The sequence below is a fragment of the Bacillus sp. X1(2014) genome (assembly GCF_007678255.1).
The window spans coordinates 208832-227553 of the sequence record NZ_VEED01000005.1; the positions used below are offsets into that span (position 1 = coordinate 208832).

The 18722-nt window shown below is 41.5% G+C and carries 24 protein-coding genes and 1 riboswitch; of the genes, 13 read left to right on the forward strand and 11 right to left on the reverse strand.

All coding sequences use genetic code 11. The features are described from left to right. Positions 1-29: 29 nt before the first annotated feature. Positions 30-944, reverse strand: a complete 915-nt coding sequence (locus tag FS608_RS12560; RefSeq protein ID WP_144550449.1) for a DMT family transporter — start codon at positions 942-944, stop codon at positions 30-32. A 215-nt stretch (positions 945-1159) separates the two neighbouring features. After that, positions 1160-1206: riboswitch (PreQ1 riboswitch) on the forward strand. A 124-nt stretch (positions 1207-1330) separates the two neighbouring features. Here FS608_RS12560 and queF point away from each other — a divergent pair. After that, positions 1331-1831 (forward strand): preQ(1) synthase, encoded by a 501-nt coding sequence (queF, locus tag FS608_RS12565; RefSeq protein WP_026564093.1) that lies wholly within the window; start codon positions 1331-1333, stop codon positions 1829-1831. A 53-nt stretch (positions 1832-1884) separates the two neighbouring features. Here queF and FS608_RS12570 read toward each other — a convergent pair whose 3' ends face one another. Both FS608_RS12570 and FS608_RS30210 read right to left on the reverse strand, forming a co-directional pair. Then, on the reverse strand, positions 1885-2064 hold the full coding sequence (locus tag FS608_RS12570; protein WP_144550452.1) for a hypothetical protein: 180 nt from the start codon (positions 2062-2064) through the stop codon (positions 1885-1887). Continuing rightward, positions 2058-2228 (reverse strand): hypothetical protein, encoded by a 171-nt coding sequence (locus tag FS608_RS30210; RefSeq protein ID WP_180230161.1) that lies wholly within the window; start codon positions 2226-2228, stop codon positions 2058-2060. The genes FS608_RS12570 and FS608_RS30210 overlap by 7 nt, the downstream gene beginning before the upstream one ends. Before the next feature lie 165 nt (positions 2229-2393). On the opposite strand from FS608_RS30210, the gene FS608_RS12575 reads away from it, so the two are divergent. Beyond that, positions 2394-2678 (forward strand): hypothetical protein, encoded by a 285-nt coding sequence (locus tag FS608_RS12575; protein WP_144550454.1) that lies wholly within the window; start codon positions 2394-2396, stop codon positions 2676-2678. A 74-nt stretch (positions 2679-2752) separates the two neighbouring features. Then, entirely contained in the window at positions 2753-3190 is a 438-nt protein-coding gene (locus FS608_RS12580; protein ID WP_144550456.1) for a hypothetical protein, read from the forward strand. 85 nt (positions 3191-3275) lie between these two features. Here the strand turns inward: FS608_RS12580 and FS608_RS12585 are convergent, their stop codons facing one another. Beyond that, positions 3276-3494, reverse strand: a complete 219-nt coding sequence (locus FS608_RS12585) for a DUF2922 domain-containing protein (RefSeq protein ID WP_144550458.1) — start codon at positions 3492-3494, stop codon at positions 3276-3278. A 39-nt stretch (positions 3495-3533) separates the two neighbouring features. After that, positions 3534-3752 (reverse strand): DUF1659 domain-containing protein, encoded by a 219-nt coding sequence (locus tag FS608_RS12590; protein ID WP_144550460.1) that lies wholly within the window; start codon positions 3750-3752, stop codon positions 3534-3536. 322 nt (positions 3753-4074) lie between these two features. On the opposite strand from FS608_RS12590, the gene FS608_RS12595 reads away from it, so the two are divergent. The 10 genes from FS608_RS12595 (at position 4075) to FS608_RS12640 (ending at position 14573) form a co-directional block, all read left to right on the forward strand. Then, a complete protein-coding gene (locus tag FS608_RS12595; RefSeq protein WP_144550462.1) occupies positions 4075-4812 on the forward strand; it encodes a GntR family transcriptional regulator in 738 nt (245 codons plus the stop codon). 68 nt (positions 4813-4880) lie between these two features. After that, positions 4881-5723 (forward strand): fructoselysine 6-kinase, encoded by an 843-nt coding sequence (locus FS608_RS12600; protein WP_144550464.1) that lies wholly within the window; start codon positions 4881-4883, stop codon positions 5721-5723. A gap of 91 nt (positions 5724-5814) precedes the next feature. Then, the gene (locus FS608_RS12605) at positions 5815-7107 is read left to right on the forward strand and encodes an ABC transporter substrate-binding protein (RefSeq protein WP_144550466.1); all 1293 of its coding nucleotides are present in this window, start codon (positions 5815-5817) and stop codon (positions 7105-7107) included. A gap of 163 nt (positions 7108-7270) precedes the next feature. Then, positions 7271-8158, forward strand: a complete 888-nt coding sequence (locus FS608_RS12610; protein ID WP_144550468.1) for a carbohydrate ABC transporter permease — start codon at positions 7271-7273, stop codon at positions 8156-8158. A gap of 3 nt (positions 8159-8161) precedes the next feature. Beyond that, positions 8162-9064 (forward strand): carbohydrate ABC transporter permease, encoded by a 903-nt coding sequence (locus tag FS608_RS12615; RefSeq protein ID WP_260871662.1) that lies wholly within the window; start codon positions 8162-8164, stop codon positions 9062-9064. Positions 9065-9238: 174 nt separating this feature from the next. Continuing rightward, positions 9239-10072: a sugar phosphate isomerase/epimerase family protein gene (locus tag FS608_RS12620; RefSeq protein ID WP_144550469.1), complete on the forward strand. Its 834-nt coding sequence runs from the start codon at positions 9239-9241 to the stop codon at positions 10070-10072. Positions 10073-10134: 62 nt separating this feature from the next. After that, positions 10135-11364, forward strand: a complete 1230-nt coding sequence (locus FS608_RS12625) for an MDR family MFS transporter (RefSeq protein WP_144550471.1) — start codon at positions 10135-10137, stop codon at positions 11362-11364. Between the two features lie 13 nt (positions 11365-11377). Beyond that, the gene (locus FS608_RS12630) at positions 11378-12343 is read left to right on the forward strand and encodes an SIS domain-containing protein (RefSeq protein ID WP_144550474.1); all 966 of its coding nucleotides are present in this window, start codon (positions 11378-11380) and stop codon (positions 12341-12343) included. A gap of 190 nt (positions 12344-12533) precedes the next feature. Further along, on the forward strand, positions 12534-13547 hold the full coding sequence (locus FS608_RS12635; RefSeq protein WP_144550476.1) for an SIS domain-containing protein: 1014 nt from the start codon (positions 12534-12536) through the stop codon (positions 13545-13547). Positions 13548-13559: 12 nt separating this feature from the next. Next, a complete protein-coding gene (locus tag FS608_RS12640; protein ID WP_144550478.1) occupies positions 13560-14573 on the forward strand; it encodes an SIS domain-containing protein in 1014 nt (337 codons plus the stop codon). Between the two features lie 172 nt (positions 14574-14745). On the opposite strand, the gene FS608_RS12645 is transcribed toward FS608_RS12640, so the two are convergent. The 6 genes from FS608_RS12645 to FS608_RS12675 all read right to left on the reverse strand — a co-directional run bounded on the left by FS608_RS12645 (position 14746) and on the right by FS608_RS12675 (position 18674). After that, positions 14746-15162 (reverse strand): VanZ family protein, encoded by a 417-nt coding sequence (locus tag FS608_RS12645; RefSeq protein WP_186328701.1) that lies wholly within the window; start codon positions 15160-15162, stop codon positions 14746-14748. A 181-nt stretch (positions 15163-15343) separates the two neighbouring features. Beyond that, positions 15344-16876 carry an N-acetylmuramoyl-L-alanine amidase gene (locus FS608_RS31245; protein ID WP_260871663.1) on the reverse strand — a complete coding sequence of 511 codons (1533 nt, stop codon included), beginning with the start codon at positions 16874-16876 and terminating at the stop codon, positions 15344-15346. A 146-nt stretch (positions 16877-17022) separates the two neighbouring features. Then, complete coding sequence (locus FS608_RS12660; protein WP_144550482.1) at positions 17023-17823, reverse strand: N-acetylmuramoyl-L-alanine amidase; 801 nt, start codon at positions 17821-17823, stop codon at positions 17023-17025. A gap of 173 nt (positions 17824-17996) precedes the next feature. Further along, a complete protein-coding gene (locus tag FS608_RS12665) occupies positions 17997-18140 on the reverse strand; it encodes a YvrJ family protein (RefSeq protein WP_144550484.1) in 144 nt (47 codons plus the stop codon). 58 nt (positions 18141-18198) lie between these two features. After that, positions 18199-18417: a DUF2922 domain-containing protein gene (locus tag FS608_RS12670; RefSeq protein WP_144550486.1), complete on the reverse strand. Its 219-nt coding sequence runs from the start codon at positions 18415-18417 to the stop codon at positions 18199-18201. A gap of 38 nt (positions 18418-18455) precedes the next feature. Beyond that, complete coding sequence (locus FS608_RS12675) at positions 18456-18674, reverse strand: DUF1659 domain-containing protein (protein WP_144550488.1); 219 nt, start codon at positions 18672-18674, stop codon at positions 18456-18458. Between the last annotated feature and the right edge of the window lie 48 nt (positions 18675-18722).

Sequence of the window (18722 nt, forward strand, 5' to 3'; positions counted from 1 at the left end):
AGTTTAGCCCCTTTTTTCTGTCGATATGGTTAATTATACGTACCTTCTTTTACCACCGTTTGTGGGATTAGTTTTTGCTTCTGGCTTAAAAAGAAGAACACACCAAGCAGGACGAGCAGGCCGCCAGCAATTTGCCAGGTGACGAGATGCTCATTTAATAAAATAACCGCTAGAATGGTAGAGCCGACAGGTTCACCTAAAATACTCATTGAAATTGTAGTCGCATTGACGTAGTTTAGGAGCCAGTTATTAATCACATGACTGACTGTTGGAACGGTGGCGAGTAAAAGGAAGATGCCCCATTCCTTGGCAGGATAGCCCGTTAAGGAAACGCCTGTCGATACGTTATAAATGGTAAGAACAATCGCAGCAGAGAAAAATACACAAAAGCTATAAAGCCAATGCGATACTTTTTTCACAATGGATTGACCAATTAATAGGTATCCAACAACGGAAATGACACTAAAAAATGAAAGCAAATCGCCCATCATTGCGTTCTTGCTTAATCCAAAATCTCCCCAACCTATCATCATCGCTCCGATAATGGCAATCCCCATTGTCATCAATGCAGACATAGTGGTTCGTTCTTTAAATAGAAGAAAGCCGCCGAGTAAGGAAACGATTGGCTGCAAGGCCAGTATGATGGTCGAACTTGCGACTGTCGTTAATTTCAATGACCCGAACCAAAGGACAAAATGCAGAGCTAAAAAGACGCCTGAAAAAAATAAAAACAACCAATCTTTTTTCACAATGTTTTTAAATTCATTTCGTTTATTCCAGACGATCGGAACCATTAAAAGACTGGCCAACCACATCCGGTACATACTCAAAATCGAGGCTGGTGCGTCTGACCATTTGACAAATATCGCCGAAAATGAAATGGCAATGATGGAAATGGTAAGCGGCAGCCCGATACCCCTTGAACCTACTTCTTGTTGTTTCATCATATCCCCCTCTGCCTTTTGACAGGTCTATTTCAATAATAAGAATTCTTTCGCCATCCGAAAGTTGAGCAAATATTGTTTATTATATCACATGGTGTCAGGCACCAACGCAGTAAAATTTTTCATTATAAATGGTTTGTTGGATTTTGCCTTCATCTACCATTGACGAATGGTGTGCTGTTCTATATGATATGAAGAAGAGAATACCCGTACTTGCGGGAGAGGTTCATAGCTGATACCCTCTATAAAAAACTATGGATACATGACTATTAGCCATGTCCATATCGGACGTGGCTTTTTTGTTGGGTCTGTTAGTTGAAGAGTAGAGCTGTTGCAGAAACTCTTTCTTGGAAAAAGTGTGGGACACATTGCAAGGAGGTTTTTTTATGTCTGGCAGAAGCCATGAGGAAGGTTTAAAGGATTTAACATTATTAGGTAATCAAGGGACTACCTATTCATTTGAGTATGCGCCTGAGGTATTGGAGGCAGTCGATAATCTTCACCCGGATCGTGATTATTTTGTAAAATTTAATTGCCCGGAGTTTACTAGTTTATGTCCGTTGACGCGCCAGCCGGATTTTGCAACGATGTATATTTCGTATGTTCCGGATAAAAAGATTGTAGAGAGCAAATCGTTGAAGCTGTATTTGTTTAGTTTCAGGAATCATGGGGATTTCCATGAGGATTGTGTCAATATCATCATGAATGATTTAATTAAGCTGCTTGACCCAAGGTATATTGAGGTTTGGGGTAAGTTCACTCCACGCGGCGGAATTTCCATTGATCCATGGTGCAATTATGGAAAGCCAGGGACCAAGTATGAAGAGATGGCCCATTTCCGTTTAATGAACCATGACATCTATCCGGAGAAAGTGGATAATCGTTAACTAGCAGGGCCGGGTTTCCGGCCTCTTTTTTATGATAAGTGTTAGTAAGGGACTTATAACACCAGTAAGTGGTGGTTATTCGCTAGTAAATGACGGCTATCCGCCAGTAAGTGACGGTTATTCGCCAGTAAGTGATGTCCATCCGCCAGTAAATGGCCCCATCTACCAATTAAGTACATCTTATCCGAAAAGCCACGGAGCCTGCCGTGGCTTTTTCCTGTCTGGACTACCATGCGTAATCATCATGTTCTTCTTCTTGAAAGTCATCATCATCATTTAGTCGGTTGACTAGCCACTCATCGTGAGTTATGCCGGTGAACATCATTTCATTTTGAACTTCTTCGCTATTCCATTCATCTGCCAGCATATCTCCACGAAGATTCGGATCTTTTGTCATTATTTCTTCACCTCCTCTACTATCATTGCCAATTTTTTCGTGACTATAATAGAAAGAGAGTAAAAAATAGGTGACTCAACGATTAAATCAAGGGCCGCTCGATCCGTTTCTTTCTACAATTAGAAGTGAGCGCACTTAACATAAGAAGAAAGCCTGGTGTAAACAGTGGATATTGGTGGTTTTGATATAAAGAGGAAGTTATTTTCCAATGATTTTGGTCTTAGTGTTTTTGAGGTCGTAGAAATCAAAACGGGCCGGACGTTTATCCTAAGGTTGGTTGATTTTTCGAACAAATCAACGGATTTTAAGAAGGCACAATGGAACCAATTGCAAAATGATTACCGGTCGGTGATCTCCGATTATAGCCATTTACCGTGTATCGAACAGGCAGCTAAGGTTGATGAAGACCACTTATATTCTCTTTTTGACGGGGAAAAAGGGGGACCTTAAGTGAAAAAGGGCCACTCGGGCCTAATCAAATTCAACAGCTCATTGCTGCCCTCCGTCATCTTCACGATCATCAGATGATTCATGGGTCGATTTCACCTGAAAACATCTGGATCACCACTCAAGGAAGAGTTATTTTATATGGGGCTGGAGAGGCAAAGGTTCTAGAAGGGAAGCCCCGCTTAGGAGCTGTTTCTGATGTACGACAATTGATTGCGGTTATCCGGTGTTTTTCAACATTAAGCGGGCCAGTATTGGAACAACTGAACCTTGAAGAACCGATGACGGCTGAGGAGTTAGAACAAATTCTATTTCGGGCGGAAAGAAAAGCAGGCATAAGTGAGGATAATAAACTGGCGGCCTTTTTTGAAAGAAAAAGCATAACTCAAAAAGCAGAAGCTGCTGAACGTGAACGTAGAAAAGCGGAAAAGAGCAAGCATAGAAGAGGCAACAAGATGATCATTGGCGGCGTCATTGCAGCCATGCTGTTCCTTGTTGTTTATTGTCTATTTTAAAGAAAAAATGCGGTTCATCCGAGATGAACCGCATTTGTATGTTTTGATAAAAATTTCGTTTCCTCTAAAGGGACTTTTCCGCCACTTAAACTAGTTCATAATCAGTCACGCTGCGGTCGACAACTCTCGCACCTTTGGAAGAGACAAATTTGCCACTGCTTGTAGTGAAAACTTCAGAGGCAATGATCTGTCCCATCGATAGCTTTACGACTTCTTCATCAATTGGTTCTTTGGGATTTTCAATCGTCACACGTGCCGTCTTTCCAAGCTCCGTAGCAAATTGTAATTCTAATGTTTTTGCCATATTCGTTCACCTCCGTTCTCACCTAAAATTCCTATCCTACTAAGCGATGATCTCAGAACTGTCATTTCGCTCTACTTTGTTTAGCATGTCATTACACAAAACGGAAATGGCTAATGCTGCTTGAAATATCTGATCTGTTGTCGCATCTTTTTTGACATTGCTAAACGTTTTGGCGCGCAGGATTGGTTCGCCATCCTCGTCCATGCCTCCTTCAAACACTAAGCGAAGCTTCGTCCCTTCTAAAAGTGATTGTGCCATCGTTCCTCACCTCCTTTCACCTTCTATATAGAAAAAAGTAGGTTAAAAGGACATGGTGGGAAAAAATAAATGGCTGCTTAAAAATTTTGTAGATATTTGTTTGATTAATACTCATTGACATTATTGAAAATTTTAATTATTCTAAAATTAAGTTAATGTAAGCGCTTTATTTAATTCCAATTCTCTATCTTCCAGGAATATTGGTTTTCATCTTATTCAAAATGGTATATACCATTTTGGAAACAAGAATTTACAAAAGAAGCAGAAATACGATAATCTTTATATAAGAGTTTGAATTTCTGCATAAACAGGAGATTTAGAGATGAGTAGAATGATAAGTGATGATGAGGCAGTTCCTTTTTACAAACAATTAAAGAATCAAATTCTAGAGGAGATCAAGAGCGGTAAACTTAAGCATGGTGATAAGCTTCCTTCGGAACGCGAATTGGCTGAGCAGTTTCAAATCAGCCGGATGACTGCAAGACATACCCTGTCGATTCTGGAAAGGGAAGGTGTAGTGGAACGGCGTGTTGGTGCAGGAACCTTTATTAATTATAAAAAAATTGAAATGGATTTTGTCACATTTAACAGTTTCACTAAAAACATGCTAAGTAAGGGATTAATCCCAAGTACACAGATTTTGTCCATACGTAAAATCGAAGCTAATGCAAATCTTGCCCAAAAACTAAAGCTGGAGTTGGGTGAAGGGATGATTGTTATTAAGAGGCTTCGACTTGTTGACGAAACTCCAATTTCGATTGAAGAGTCGTTTCTGCCTGAAAAACTTTGCCCGGGGCTAGATGAAATGATTACCGACAATGATTCCCTGTATGAAATTTTAGAGAGAGAGTACGGAATTGTACTGGTCATGGCAAAAGAATATATGCAGGTGACCTTGTCGGATGAAGGTGAAAGTAAATTGTTAAAAGTACGTGTGGAGAGTCCGTGTATTCTACAAGAATCGGTTGCATTTGATAAAAATGATAAGGAAATAGAATTCTCATCATCGTTGACAAGAAGCGATATTGTGAAATTTTATTCGGAATTAAAACTGAAATGAGAAAAATCATTTCAGTTCCTTTTTAGAACAAATGGTATATACCAAATTGATTGTAAGGAGGTTTTTTCATGAAGGTAATCGGCGTTGGTGATAATGTGGTGGATAAATATATGTATAAAAAAACAATGTATCCAGGCGGAAATGCGCTGAATTTCAGTGTTTATGCTAAGCAGTTAGGGATTGATGCAGCCTATCTGGGGGTTTTCGGCAATGATCGGGCCGGGGAGCATATTATTGCTACCTTAAAAAGGTTGGATATCGATATTTCTCATTGCCGGCAGCATGAAGGTGAGAATGGCTTCGCGGCTGTAGATTTAGTGGATGGTGACCGTGTGTTCATCGGCGGGAATGGGGGCGGTGTTCAAATCGACCATCCGATTGTCCTTAGCCTAGAAGACCTGGAATATATTAAAAGCTTTGATATTGCACATAGCAGTATCTATAGTGATATGGATTCAGAGTTACATAAATTAAAAGAATTTGGCATTCTAGTATCCTATGATTTTTCAAGTGATTATACGGATGCATTACTTAAGAAGAATTGTAAGTATATTGACATAAGTCTGTTAAGCTGTGGCCAATTGGCCGACGAGGAAGCAGCGAATCTATTAAAACGTGTTCATTCCTACGGGAGTAAATTAGTGCTGGGCACGATGGGCTCACGCGGCTCGATGGTGTATGACGGACAATCCTTTTACCGCCAGGAACCACACTTTGTTCAGCCGGTTGATACGCTAGGTGCCGGTGATTCCTTTTTTACCGCATTTATCTTACATTATCTTTCTGGGAAAAAGGAAAACCCTGATATTCAGGAAGGCTTCCTTTTAAAAAACAGCATGGAGGAAGGGGCGAAGTTTGCGGCAAAAACATGTCTTGTTGATGGTGCCTTTGGTCATGGAATTCCCTTCTAATTTCTTAAGGCATTGAAATAATAGAAGGTTTGGGAGGTGAGAGGAGTCTAGTTTGTTTAAGTTGATGAAAAAAATAAGGAGGGTCTAAGAAATGAGAACGAAAATAAATGTATTATTTGCAGTACTGTTGGTGTTCGCGCTCGTCCTGACGGGTTGCTCCAGTTCTTCTTCCACTAATGAAGAGTCGGGGAAGGTTGTTTTAAAGTTTTTGCATAAGTGGCCACAGCCAGAATACGCTCCTTATTTTGAAGAAGTGGTCAAGGCATTTGAAAAGGAAAACCCAGATATCAAGATTAAAATGGAAGCGATTGCAGATGAGCCAATTAAAGACAAACTCCGTGTGATCCTAGGCGGTAACGAAGTTCCGGACGTTATGTTTTCGTGGTCTGGTGAATTCGCTAGAAAATTCGTCCGTGCGGATGCAGCGTTAGATTTAACTCCATACTTAAATGAAGATCCTGCTTGGAAAGACAGTTTTATTCCAGCATCGCTTCAGCCTTTCTCATCCGATGGAAAAAATTACGGTATCCCTCTACGTTTTAATGGTAAATTCTTTGTTTACAATAAGAAGATTTTTGATAAATATTCACTACAAGCACCAACAACTTGGGATGAATTTATCACAGTGTTAGACACCTTGAAAAAAGGCGGAGAAACGCCAATTATTCTTGGAAATCAAAGCCCATGGGCAGCCATCCATTACTTAACAGGCTTAAACCAAAAAATGGTGGCACAAGATGTGAGGATGAAAGACTATAATCCTAAATCAGGTGAGTTCACAGATCCTGGTTATGTTACCGCTATGCAATTGTTAGCTGACCTCAATAAAAAGGGTTATTTTATGAAGAATGCTAACTCTAGTTCTCATGATATGGCTAATCAATTATTTGCAGCTGGCAAGGGAGCCATCATCTATGTGGAATTAGAAGAGTTCCAAACAATCGAGAATAATATGAAAGGAAACTGGGGCTTCTTCCCAATGCCATCCATTGCAGATGGTAAGGGGAGTCAAAATTTCATCACTGGAGCACCAGATGGATTTATCGTTTCTTCCAAATCCAAACATCCGAAAGAAGCCATTAAATTCTTGAAGTTTTTAACTAGTAAAGATAACGCTTTAAAGCTTGTGAAACAAATTGGCTGGCCAAGTCCGATTGACGGAGCAACAAATCCAGATACTGCCCTGAAGGAGGTAGCTGAAGGTGTTGAAGTCATGAAGAAGGCAGAAGGTATGGCCGAGTGGCTTGACACAGATGTCCATGCAAAAGTAGCGGATGTATATCTATCTAATATCCAGCTATTGCTTGATGGTTCTAAATCACCAGAAGAAATTATTAAAGAAGTTCAAGCTGTAGCGAAGCAAGTACAAAGTGAAGTGGAATAAGAAAAGCGAAAGCGCCCGTTTATCGAAGCCCACTAGCCGCTGGGAGCTAGACAAATAAGAAAAGCGGAAGCTAGACAGTAATCTAAGTGAAATCATGCAATACTTTATAAACGAGTAGGGTAGGCAGGCACTGCTTACCCCCTCCTAGGAGGAAGTTGGGGATATGACAAAAACATTTCGAAACAGCCGAACCGCCATACTATTTATTTTGCCAGCACTCCTTTTCATCCTGTTTTTTGTGTTTTTGCCGATTGTGTTAAACCTGTATAACAGTTTGTTTCGGTGGAATTCCTTCGATGCGGGAAGAGTTTTTGTTGGCTTCGAGTATTATGGCCGATTGTTTAAGGATCCAGTCTTTTTTACCGCATTAAAAAATAATTCTCTATATGCCATTATTTCGTTGGTGTTTCAGGTAGGTCTTGGCTTAATCATAGCCGCCGTTTTAGAAGATAAGTTGATTAGAAAGTTTCAGCCCTTTTTCCGAACTGTCTTTTTTATCCCTTCAGTTATCTCGATCGCAGTGGTTGGTTTGTTATGGCAGCTTCTCTATAATCCAGAAGTGGGTTTAGTTAACGGGGTATTAAACGCAATGGGCCAATCGGAATGGGCCATGTCTTGGCTGGGTGACAGTAAAACAGCCATTTATGCTGTAGTTGCTGTTTCGCAATGGCAATACACCGGTTATATGGTGATGTTATTCTTACTCGCGATGCAAAAAATTCCTTTTGAATATTATGAAGCGTCAATGATTGATGGTGCTTCTAAGATAAAAACATTCTTTTTTATCACCTTGCCGCAGATGAAGGAGATGATCCTTGTCGGTACGGTAATCACCGTAATTGGTGCATTCAAAGTATTCGACGAAGTCTATGTTATGACAAATGGTGGACCAGGCCGTTCTACGGAAGTGTTAGGAACCATGCTCTACCGATCAGCCTTCCGAAATGATGAAATGGGCTATGCTTCCACAATCGGAACAATTATTTTTGTCATAACCCTTACCCTTTCCTTAATTCAGTTGAAAATAGGCAAATCCGGAGAGGAGGCTTAACCAATGGCAAATCATACAAACCCAGTGGTAAAGACAAATCAGATCAAAGAAATCGGGACAGGAAGTTCCAAGCTGACGCTGAAAGTTAAGAATCGAATTTTTCAATCGGTTGTGCTTGTGTGGTTTATTCTCTTTGCTTTGGTCATCATTTATCCAATTCTGTGGCTCGGCTTGAGCGGATTAAAATCTAATGCTGACTTTTTCTTAAATACTTGGAAGTTGCCGCAGGAATGGCTTTGGAGTAATTACCGGGCGGCCTGGGATGCCGGGATTGGCCAATTTTTTCTAAATAGTGTGTTCATTACGGTGGTATCGGTCGTAACGGTATTACTATTCGGATCAATGGCAGCTTTTGGGCTGAGCCGCTTTCAGTTTAAGGGGCAAAACATTTTTCTTGTTATAATCCTAAGCGGTTTGATGCTTGCGCCCCAGGTCAGCTTAATTCCGCTTTACAAATTATTGCAGGCGGTTGGTCTTTATAATACCTACTGGGCGTTAATTCTCCCGTATGTTGCTTTCCAATTGCCATTTGCGATTTTCTTAATGCGCTCTTATTTCCTGTCGATCTCTAAAGAACTGGAGGAGTCGGCGATTATTGATGGGTGTAATATCTTGCAAGTCTATTGGCATATTATTGTACCGCTGGGTAAACCGATCATTGCCTCGTGTGCTTTATTAGCTGGGATGAACGTCTGGAATGAATTTATGTTTGCCCTAGTATTTGTGGAAGATTCTGCGCTGCGGACGATTCCTGTAGGTCTAATGAATTTGCGAAGCCAGTTGAATACGAACTTTGGAATCCAATTGGCTGGATTAGCGATTTCGGCACTGCCAATGATTATCTCGTACATCGTTTTCCAAAAGCAATTTGTCCGTGGTCTCTCAGCTGGAAGTGTAAAAGGCTAATCAATCTGGAATGTACCCGAGTGAGGATGGAATAGGATAGGGGTGGTCACTTTCCTATTCCATGTTCATTCACTTGATTTCTTATGTCGGTTTAAATGGTATATACCATATGTTTTTTTATCATATCTACATGTAGTGCATTTGTATAAATCTTCACTGAACAGGAGGGATTGGATGGGCAAAATCAAACGTTCGCAAATAACAGGGATGAATTTTCACTACCTGCATTTCCCACTGGACTATTTTTTAGATGCGATGGTGAAATATGAGTTCGAAAAAATTGAACTGTGGGGTGCTGCGCCGCATCTATATGTGGAAGAGTTGTCTTTAGCTGAGATCCATGCAATTAAGAAAGGGATCGACCAGCGTGGATTGGAAGTGGTTTGCTTTACGCCAGAACAGTGTATGTACCCGATTAATCTGGCCGCAAAGGAGCCGGCAATCCGTGAACGAAGTATCGCTTATTTTAAAAAATCAATTGAAGCTGCAATTGAATTAGAAGCGCCGATGGTGTTAGTAACGGCGGGCTGGGGTTACCGGAATGAAGGCAGGCAGGAAGCCTTGAATCGAACCCAAGATTCTTTAGAGCAGCTTAGCTCTTATGCCGAGAAACAAGGAATTATTCTCGCCCTAGAGCCATTACAAAAAATTGAGTCCAATCTAATTACCACTCTGCCTGAGCTAAAAGAAATGCTTGGGACAGTCTCTTCACCTCATTTAAAAGGAATGGTTGATACCATCCCGCTTGCGGTAGAAGGGGAGGAACTCGCCAGTTATTTTGAACAATTACAGGATGACTTTGTCCATATCCACTTTATTGATGGGAATCCGAGCGGGCATTTAGCTTGGGGGGACGGGAGCCTGCCATTGGAGAAATATATGAAAACCTTAGGAGACTACAACTACAATCGCGCCCTTACGTTGGAGTTTACATCATCGCAATACTTGATTGACCCTAACGAGGCGGTTGAAAAGTCCCTGCGAAGTCTTGCTCCTTACTTGGTGTAGAGGACGGAGGGGGTTGGTTTGAATAGGGTGACTAATTCAGTGGTATAAAGGAGTTTTATCCTATGTCTATTTGGAGGAGTTATCCCAAGAACTTAAAGGTTTTATTAATCGCTATGTTGATCAATTCTACAGGTATGGCTTTTCTTTGGCCCTTGCACACCATTTACATAACGCAAGGGATGGGGAAGACCCTGTCGGAAGCAGGTTTTGTCTTAATGCTGCATTCAGGAGCAGAAATTGTTGGCAGTTTCCTTGGTGGCTATTTGTATGACCGTATTCGGGGGAAGCGAACCCTTCTCCTTGCGGTTCTATCATCTGCCTGTTGTATTTTTATTATTTCCGTCGGCCTGGCGTGGCCCGTCTATATTCTGATGATGATCCTGCTTGGATTAGCGATTGGAACAATTTTTCCTCCCATCTATGCTCTTGCAGGGATTGTTTGGAAGGAAGGCGGCAGAAAAAGCTTCAATCTCATTTATCTGGTTCTTAATTTTGGTGTGGCAGTAGGTACCTCTCTCGGCGGAATCGTTGCTCAATTTTCGTTTCAATATGTCTTTTGGATTAACGGATTCACCTATGTTGTCTTTATCTTTATCGTTTGGTTCGCGCTCGAAGAACCTGAACCAGTTATTGAGACTGTGAAGATTAAGGTAAAGAAGGATCCAGTCCTGGGACCAAAACAGGAAATCCGCAGTGCGCAAAGCTTTCATTCCTTAATCATTCTTTGTTTAGGATTTATGTTCTGCTGGGTTACTTATATTCAATGGCAAACGAGTATTTCTAACTATATGCACCAGTTAGGATTTCCGTTATCGGCCTATAGTTCTTTGTGGACCATCAACGGGTTCCTAATCTTGCTTGGGCAGCCTTTGATCCAATGGTTTATAGCCCGCAAAAAAGTGCCGATGAAGTGGCAGCTTTTATCAGGAGTATTCTTTTTTATGGCTACCTTCGGCCTCTTGTCACAAAGCCATGCTTACGTCGGGTTTGTATCGGGGATGGTGATTATGACCGTTGGGGAAATCCTTATTTTTCCGGCCGTGCCAGCGATTGCGGATCGACTAGCACCCAATGATAGAAGAGGTATGTACCAAGGTTTAGTAAGCGGTGCGGCCAACGTGGGGAGAACAATCGGACCCTTACTAGGCGGGCTCTTGTACGATGGCTTTGGGCCGACGGTGCTGTTGTATGTATGTATTTTCATTGGTGGATTTGCCTTGATTTGTTTTTTTACATATCAAAGGTTCCAATATACGCAAAATGAAGTTTCATCTGTAAAAGTAAATAAATAAAGGAGGATAAAAAATGTTAGCTGACGTACAAAAAGCTTTGGATGTCTTTAAAGAACGCGACATTGACCGCGTCTATTTCGTAGGATGCGGGGGCTCTTCATCCCTCATGTATGCAAGTAAATACGTATTAGATCGGGAAAGTGCAACGATCGATTCTGACCTGTATAGTTCCAATGAGTTTGTGCATCGTAACCCGCGGAAACTTAATGAGAAATCGCTGGTAATTTTGTGCTCCCACTTTGGAAAAACACCGGAAACTGTTGAAGCTGCCCGCTTCGCAAGGGAAAAAGGTGCAATTACCGTCTCGTTAACCTTTGACCCAGAATCGCCGCTTGCCGAAGCTTCCGAACATGTCATTGTGTATGAAGATGGGAAAGAAGCGAAGTATGTGAATGAGTCACCAGCCGTGATGCTGGAACTTGTTTTTGGACTACTGGCTGCCAAGGAAGGAAATGAAAAGTTTTCCGCTGTGGTTTCCTCTCTAGAGAATTTAGATGAAATTTTGGTTCAAGAGAAAGCCAAGTATTTAGATCAAGCAAAGCAATTTGCTCAAAGTTATAAAGATGAAAAAGTGATTTATACAATGGCAAGCGGCGCCAATTATGGAACTGCCTATTGGTTTGCGATTTGCCTGCTGATGGAAATGCAGTGGATTCATTCCCACGCCCTCCATGCCGGGGAGTATTTTCACGGGCCGTTTGAAGTCTTGGATAAAGATGTGCCAGTGATTCAGCTAGTAGGTTTAGACGAGACACGTGCATTAGAAGAACGCTCATTGGAATTCACCCAAAGATATGGCGAAAGGGTGGTTGTTCTTGATGCAAAGGACTTTGATCTAACGGGTATAGCAGAAAGCGTCAAAGGCTACATAGCCCCACTCGTCATGCAAACCATCCTGCGCCAATACGCAGAAGAACTAGCAACAGCCCGAAATCATCCACTAAGCACCAGAAGATATATGTGGAAAGTTCCTTACTAAAAGTGGTGTTGGTGTCAGGCACCAATGAAAGACACTATTGGCAGTTTGTCCGTTGAAGGTGGACATTTTGAAGTTGGTTTTTAGGTGAAGTGGTGTGCGTACAGATGTCCTGAAGGTGTCAGGCATCATGAAAAATACCACTAAATATTGTAGTCCCAAAAATTCTAATATAAATTTGGAGGAATGAAACATGTTAAAATTTGATGCTGAGCAATATTTACAATTAGTTGGTCAAGAGGCAATTGCAAAGAGAGAAGAAATTGAGAAGATTGTTGATGGAATTTCAGCTAAAGGCTTTAAAAATATCTTTTTAATCGGTTCTGGCGGAACGATTGCGATGATGTATCCATATGAGTACATTTTAAAGTCCAATTCCACACTCGAGGTGCATGCGGAGATAGCGGCAGAGCTACTTGTCATGAATAACCGTCACCTGAGCAAGGATTCTGTTTGTATCTTTTCATCTGTTACGGGGACAACAAAAGAAACAGTGGCTGCTGCGGAGTTCTGTAAAAGCAAAGGTGCGACAACGATTGGATTAGTTGCTGAACAAGGCACGCCATTGGCTGAAGCGGTTGATTACTGTATCTCTACTGGTCATGAGAAGCACTCATTTGACACCTTCTTCTTACACTTGCAACTGCTTACGTTCCGTTTCATTCATAACAATGATGAGTTCCCACAATATGACCAATTTGCGAAAGAAATTGCCCTTTTACCACAAGGTATCGTTGATGCCTTAGAGCAGTTTGACTCACAAGCTGAGCAATTTGCTATTAAGCACAAGAATACTGGTTACCACATGCTGGTTGGGGCCGGGAACCTTTGGGGGAATACGTATTCCTACGCAATGTGTATCTTAGAAGAAATGCAGTGGATTAAGTCCAAATCTATCCATGCAGCTGAATTCTTCCATGGCACGCTTGAGCTGGTTGAAGAGGATACTAGTGTAATTCTATTCAAAGGCGAAGATGAAACTCGTCCACTAGTGGAACGTGTGGAACGATTCGCAGAAAATATCACCAACGAATTATTCATTATTGATACTAAGGATTATCGCCTGGCAGGAATCAGTGAGGAATTCAGAAAGCACTTTGCTATCTGTTTAAACTGGGCACTAACTGGGCGAATCAGTGTATACCTTGAGCGTGAAAGAAATCATCCATTAGAAACTCGCAGATACTACCGTAAAATGGCTTACTAGGAGGTGGCTGTCATGTTTAACTTTGATGTGGAAAGATACGTAGCCATTCAAACTGGTGCCATATCTCTTAAGGATGAATTCGATCAGGTGATTGATTCGGTGTTGGAAAAAGGGTTGGAAAATGTATTTTTTGTAGGTACTGGCGGCGCGGCCATTCTGATGCGTCCGGCTGAATATATTTTAAAAACACATTCCACCATACCGGTTTATACAGAAATCTCCTCGGAATTGATGTTGATGGATCATCAATACTTGGGTGAACATTCATTGGTCATCTTGCCTTCTTTATCAGGTACAACCCAAGAAACAGTGGAGGCAGCGGCGTTTTGTAAGGAAAAAGGGGCGGTAACAATCAGCTTGGTGGGGCATGCGGGTACACCGTTAGCGAATATAACCGATTATACCTTTGTCAATTATGCGGCAGATGATACATCCTGTGAATCGTTTTATATCCAGTCCTATCTACTAGCGTTCCGTTTGATGTATAAGAGGAATGAATTTCCAATCTATCAGCAATTTGTCGAGGAAATGAAACAGCTGCCAAGTGCGCTGATTAACGTGAAGGAGGCAGTTGAAGCACGGGCAGCGGCGTTTGCCCGCAAGCATAAAGAGACTTCGTATCATATTCTTTCAGGAACAGGTATCGATTGGGGGCAAACTTATTATTATGGCATGTGTATTTTAGAGGAAATGCAGTGGATTAAAACACGACCGGTTCATGCCTCTGATTTCTTCCATGGAACATTGGAATTAGTGGAAGAAGACACGAGCATAATCCTCCTAAAAGGGGAGGATCGAACCCGTCCTCTTGCGGAGAGAGTCGAGCGCTTTGCTGAACATTACTCGAACGAATTAACTGTTTTTGATACGAAAGATTATCCGTTAGAGGGGATTTCCAAAGGTTTGCGTAGTCTGGTTTCTCCGATTGTGTTTGCGGCGTTACTTGAGAGAGTCAGCTGCCACTTGGAAGAGCAAAGGAATCATCCGTTGACAACGAGAAGATATTATAAAAAAGTACCATTTTAATAGAATCATGGTTTTGGGAGCGGCCTTCACAATAGTGATGGCCGCTTCTTTATTGATGCTGACCAAATGATTGTTGATTTTTTGGGGGGATAATCTACATAATTCAAGTGATGAAATGGCTAAACCCTAAAAATAAACCTATTATTAAATCGAGGGCTGATTTGGTTTTCCATTAAAGAGGGGTTTGCTTTGATTGAGGTGTTGAAAACAGACTTCTTGAACCTGTTGCTAGTAATACCCCGATTAGATCGATTGCTATATCAAAAATTCTCCCATCCCGAGTGAAATATAATTGAAGGATTTCGGTTAAAGAAGCAAAGGAAATAGCCAGGAATAGAATCCATGCTTTGGTACGGAATTTGGTTTGCAACAGAATGGTCAGGAAGAGAAAAGCAAAGGCGTGGCCGCATTTTTGGAGCAGGAAGTCACGGGTAAGCTCGAGTGGTAATGGTGCTAAAAGTTCAGAAAAGTTGGGATGACTGTCCCATTGAAACTGAACTTGTCCTGATTCCATTAATTCTGAAAAGCTGGCAGTGCAGGTAAAAATAAAGATTGCTAGAGCCCACAATAAAATAAAAAATCCACGCATAGAAAGACCTCCTGTTTTCATTCATTTTGGCCCTGTTTTATCCGTATTATACCGAGAGCGAGAGAAATTCAACAAGCAAACAGGAAAAGACCTCTTTTGTTGATTAGAAGAGGTCTTTCGTAGGGGGGAAGTGTCAGGCTTTGGGAGATAAGTGGAGTTTTTGGATAGACTCTCCTATCCATTAGACGGAATGAATCATTTTTTGATAAAGAGCAATAATGGATTGCCCATAAGTTGTACCTGGAACAGCCCATTTTCCGTTTAAAGCGGTCCATGTTGGAGCAGAACCTCTATCGACAAGATGGAAGCGGGGATCAACTAATGGATATTGATTTGGCAGAGGCTTGGTTGTCGCATACGCGTATAAGTGCTGAAGCTGGGCAAGGACACCTTCTTCTTCACTTTCAAATCGTGCACCGCGCGTATCTCCTCCGGTTGCTCCAATTCCTGCGAAGTTGTTCTGGTCAGGATTGACGACTCCGGTAAACCGAAAATAGTCTGTTTCGTGAATGGCTTGTGAAAAGGCAACATCTCCGCGAATCCCGTAATATTTTCCAAGGGTTTGATAAAATTCACCTAATTCCGGCGCTTTAGGATTGACTTTTTTCACAAATTGGTCCATCTGTTTGGGTGAAAGGAAGGTCGGGCCTAGAATGGTAAACTGTCCGGGGTCCGCGATGATGGGGATTTCATTGGTAGCGTTGTTTGGAGTCGTAGTTGGATTCGTGCTCGTAGCTGGTGTTGTGGTTGCTGGTTTACTAGTGTTTGTAGCTGGTGTTGTGGTTGCTGGTTTACTGGTGCTTGTTGCAGGCTTTGCAGTTGTACTGGTACTTGCTGCAGGTTTTTTTGTTTCTGTTTTAGTTGTCGTTGTAGTTTCTTTTTCCGTAATAATAAAGGCATCATCGTAACCTGCTTTTTCAATTGCTTTTAGGCGTTTTTCTGCATTGGCATTGGTCGTATAGCTCGCTACTTTCACTCTGTACCAGGTAGCGCCAGATATTTTTGTGGTAACAATGGATGATTTAATGTTCTTTTTCTTCAATTCTGCGACCCTATCTTGGGCATTTTCTTTTGATTTATAAGAGCCGACATAAACCGTATAGACTGTTTTTGTAGTTTGGGTAGTTTTTTGTGTGGTTGTTGTTTTCGGTGTTTCCTTCACAGCCTTTCGTTTCAGGCCAAAGGCTTTGGCAATCCCGTTCACGTGGCCTTGTGCGACCTTTTGCTGCCAAGCCGAGTCTTTCATTAGTGCAGCATCATGTTTGTTACTGATAAAGCCATTTTCCGTTAGAAGGGAAGGCATATTCGTTTCCCTGATGACATGAAAATTGGCCTTTTTTTGCCCGCGGTCTTTCAATTGATTCACTTTGATGACCTCGGCATGGATGATATCCTGGTATTTGGCTGCTTTGCTAGAATTAGATAATCCATCGTAAATAAAATCCTCATATCCTTGAGCGGAACTATCAGCGGAATTAATGTGAATAGCCAAGAAAAAGTCTGCGTCCCATGCGTTCGCTGCGCTAGAGCGCTGTGCTAAGCTTCTGGTCGTATCGCTTGTACGACTCATCTTAACTTGAACATTTTCATAATCATTGAGGATGATTTTTCGTATTTTAAGCGCAATAGCTAAGGTAATATCTTTTTCATTCAGCCCATTCCCTTGGGCACCGGGATCCTTACCGCCATGGCCTGGGTCTAAATATAGCTTCATATTTACTCCTCCATTTCATTTAAAATACGTTCATCTATATGTTATGGCAAATCCAATCTTGTGGACTCAAATTGCCTTACATAAACATAAAAACCATACAAAAGACCTCCGTGCTGTATATGAATAGGAGGTCTTTTGTAGGATATTTATTCTGCGACGAGGAATGCATCATTGATTCCGGCCTTTTTTACTTCTGTTAATCGATCTTCTGCATTTTCACGGTTGGAAAAGGCGCCAGCTTGGACACGGTACCATGTTTCACCAGAGATTTTTGTGGTATCTACGAATGATTCGATGCCCTTTTTCTGAAGCTGCTCGACACGTTCGTCTGCATTTTCTTTGGATTTGAATGAACCAGCAATCACTTTAAAAAGTGTTCCGGTTGGCGGGTCAATTGGTTTTCGCTTTAAGCTAAAGGCTTTGGCAATTCCATTGGCGTGACCTTGTGCTACTTTTTGGATCCAAGATGATTGTTTCATTAATGCGGCGTCATGATCATTACTAATAAATCCATTTTCCGTTAGGAGTGCCGGCATATTTGTCTCACGTAAAACATGGAAGTTCGCCTTTTTTTGGCCACGGTCCTGTAGTTGATTCACTTTCATGACTTCCGCATGGATGATATCCTGATATTGAGCTGTCTTCGAAGAGTTAGACAAGCCACTGTAAATATAGTCCTCATAACCTAGGGCGGAGCTTGGCCCAGAATTGATGTGAATCGCTAAGAAAAAATCAGCTCCCCAAGCATTGGCCTCGCTGGAACGCTGACCTAAGCTTTTAGTAGTATCGCTGCTCCTGCTCATTTTTACGTCAATGTTTTCATAATCACTTTGTAAAATGGAACGTATTTTGAGCGCGATCGCTAATGTTAAATCCTTTTCATCCAATCCATGACCTTGAGCACCAGGGTCTTGTCCGCCATGACCTGGATCTAAATAAAGCTTCATTTCATCCTCTCCATTTCTTAAAATTGATTATAATACATGCTATGTAGCAATGGACAAGTATGTCCGGGTGCTTATCACGGTATTTGCTGATACATCCTAAACCATTGATTCTCTATAGTTTAATGTAACAAAAAGAACAACCCTTACCTATATCCATGGGTTGTCCTAAGTATTTACATTCTTTCCTTCATCCGCTCGGGAAGATTCTGAATCGAGGTGACGACCATATCCAGCTTTGCTTCAATGCGGTAAAGCAAATAAAGGGTCACGACGATGGGGAAACCAACCTCGCTAATGATCGGAATGAGCTGCTCCACTTTTTTCACCTCCTTTGTAAAAAAAGGCCGTCCCTAAGGGGAATCGGCCTCTCCATTATTAAACTAGTTCATAATCTGTTACATTTCGGTCGACGACTCTCGCAAATTTGGCCGTTACAAATTTTCCGCCGGGAGTAGTAAAGATTTCAGATGCAATAATTTGAGCCATCGATTGTTTGACGACGGCCGCATCAATCGGTTCTTTTGGATTTTCAATTGATAAACTCACCGTCTTACCAAGTTCTGTATTAAAGTGTAATTCTAAGGTTTTTGCCATTTTTCTCACCTCCTATCATGAATTAATTGACGAGCTTATTAAGCAATGATTTCTGAGCTGTCATTTCGTTCCACTTTGTTAAGTGTGTCATTGGATAAAACAGTAATTGCTTGGGCAGCTTGGGATAACTGATCTATCGTTGCATCCTTATTCACATTGCTGAACGTTTTTGCGCGGAGAATGGGTGCTCCATCTTCATCCATGCCAATTTCGAAAAGCAGCCGAAGTTTTGTTCCTTCTAATAATGCTTGTGCCATGATTACTCACCTCCTTTCACCTTCTATATAGAAAAAAGTCGGCCAAAA

Excerpts from the sequence above, each read along its gene's own strand:
- FS608_RS12560 (WP_144550449.1), bottom strand. The coding sequence starts at position 944 with ATGAAACAACAAGAAGTAGGTTCAAGGGGTATCGGGCTGCCGCTTACC.
- queF (WP_026564093.1), top strand. The coding sequence starts at position 1,331 with ATGTCTGGCAGAAGCCATGAGGAAGGTTTAAAGGATTTAACATTATTA.
- FS608_RS12570 (WP_144550452.1), bottom strand. The coding sequence starts at position 2,064 with ATGGTAGTCCAGACAGGAAAAAGCCACGGCAGGCTCCGTGGCTTTTCG.
- FS608_RS30210 (WP_180230161.1), bottom strand. The coding sequence starts at position 2,228 with ATGACAAAAGATCCGAATCTTCGTGGAGATATGCTGGCAGATGAATGG.
- FS608_RS12580 (WP_144550456.1), top strand. The coding sequence starts at position 2,753 with ATGATTCATGGGTCGATTTCACCTGAAAACATCTGGATCACCACTCAA.
- FS608_RS12585 (WP_144550458.1), bottom strand. The coding sequence starts at position 3,494 with ATGGCAAAAACATTAGAATTACAATTTGCTACGGAGCTTGGAAAGACG.
- FS608_RS12590 (WP_144550460.1), bottom strand. The coding sequence starts at position 3,752 with ATGGCACAATCACTTTTAGAAGGGACGAAGCTTCGCTTAGTGTTTGAA.
- FS608_RS12595 (WP_144550462.1), top strand. The coding sequence starts at position 4,075 with ATGAGTAGAATGATAAGTGATGATGAGGCAGTTCCTTTTTACAAACAA.
- FS608_RS12600 (WP_144550464.1), top strand. The coding sequence starts at position 4,881 with ATGAAGGTAATCGGCGTTGGTGATAATGTGGTGGATAAATATATGTAT.
- FS608_RS12605 (WP_144550466.1), top strand. The coding sequence starts at position 5,815 with ATGAGAACGAAAATAAATGTATTATTTGCAGTACTGTTGGTGTTCGCG.
- FS608_RS12610 (WP_144550468.1), top strand. The coding sequence starts at position 7,271 with ATGACAAAAACATTTCGAAACAGCCGAACCGCCATACTATTTATTTTG.
- FS608_RS12615 (WP_260871662.1), top strand. The coding sequence starts at position 8,162 with ATGGCAAATCATACAAACCCAGTGGTAAAGACAAATCAGATCAAAGAA.
- FS608_RS12620 (WP_144550469.1), top strand. The coding sequence starts at position 9,239 with ATGGGCAAAATCAAACGTTCGCAAATAACAGGGATGAATTTTCACTAC.
- FS608_RS12625 (WP_144550471.1), top strand. The coding sequence starts at position 10,135 with ATGTCTATTTGGAGGAGTTATCCCAAGAACTTAAAGGTTTTATTAATC.
- FS608_RS12630 (WP_144550474.1), top strand. The coding sequence starts at position 11,378 with ATGTTAGCTGACGTACAAAAAGCTTTGGATGTCTTTAAAGAACGCGAC.
- FS608_RS12635 (WP_144550476.1), top strand. The coding sequence starts at position 12,534 with ATGTTAAAATTTGATGCTGAGCAATATTTACAATTAGTTGGTCAAGAG.
- FS608_RS12640 (WP_144550478.1), top strand. The coding sequence starts at position 13,560 with ATGTTTAACTTTGATGTGGAAAGATACGTAGCCATTCAAACTGGTGCC.
- FS608_RS12645 (WP_186328701.1), bottom strand. The coding sequence starts at position 15,162 with ATGCGTGGATTTTTTATTTTATTGTGGGCTCTAGCAATCTTTATTTTT.
- FS608_RS31245 (WP_260871663.1), bottom strand. The coding sequence starts at position 16,876 with ATGAAGCTATATTTAGACCCAGGCCATGGCGGTAAGGATCCCGGTGCC.
- FS608_RS12660 (WP_144550482.1), bottom strand. The coding sequence starts at position 17,823 with ATGAAGCTTTATTTAGATCCAGGTCATGGCGGACAAGACCCTGGTGCT.
- FS608_RS12670 (WP_144550486.1), bottom strand. The coding sequence starts at position 18,417 with ATGGCAAAAACCTTAGAATTACACTTTAATACAGAACTTGGTAAGACG.
- FS608_RS12675 (WP_144550488.1), bottom strand. The coding sequence starts at position 18,674 with ATGGCACAAGCATTATTAGAAGGAACAAAACTTCGGCTGCTTTTCGAA.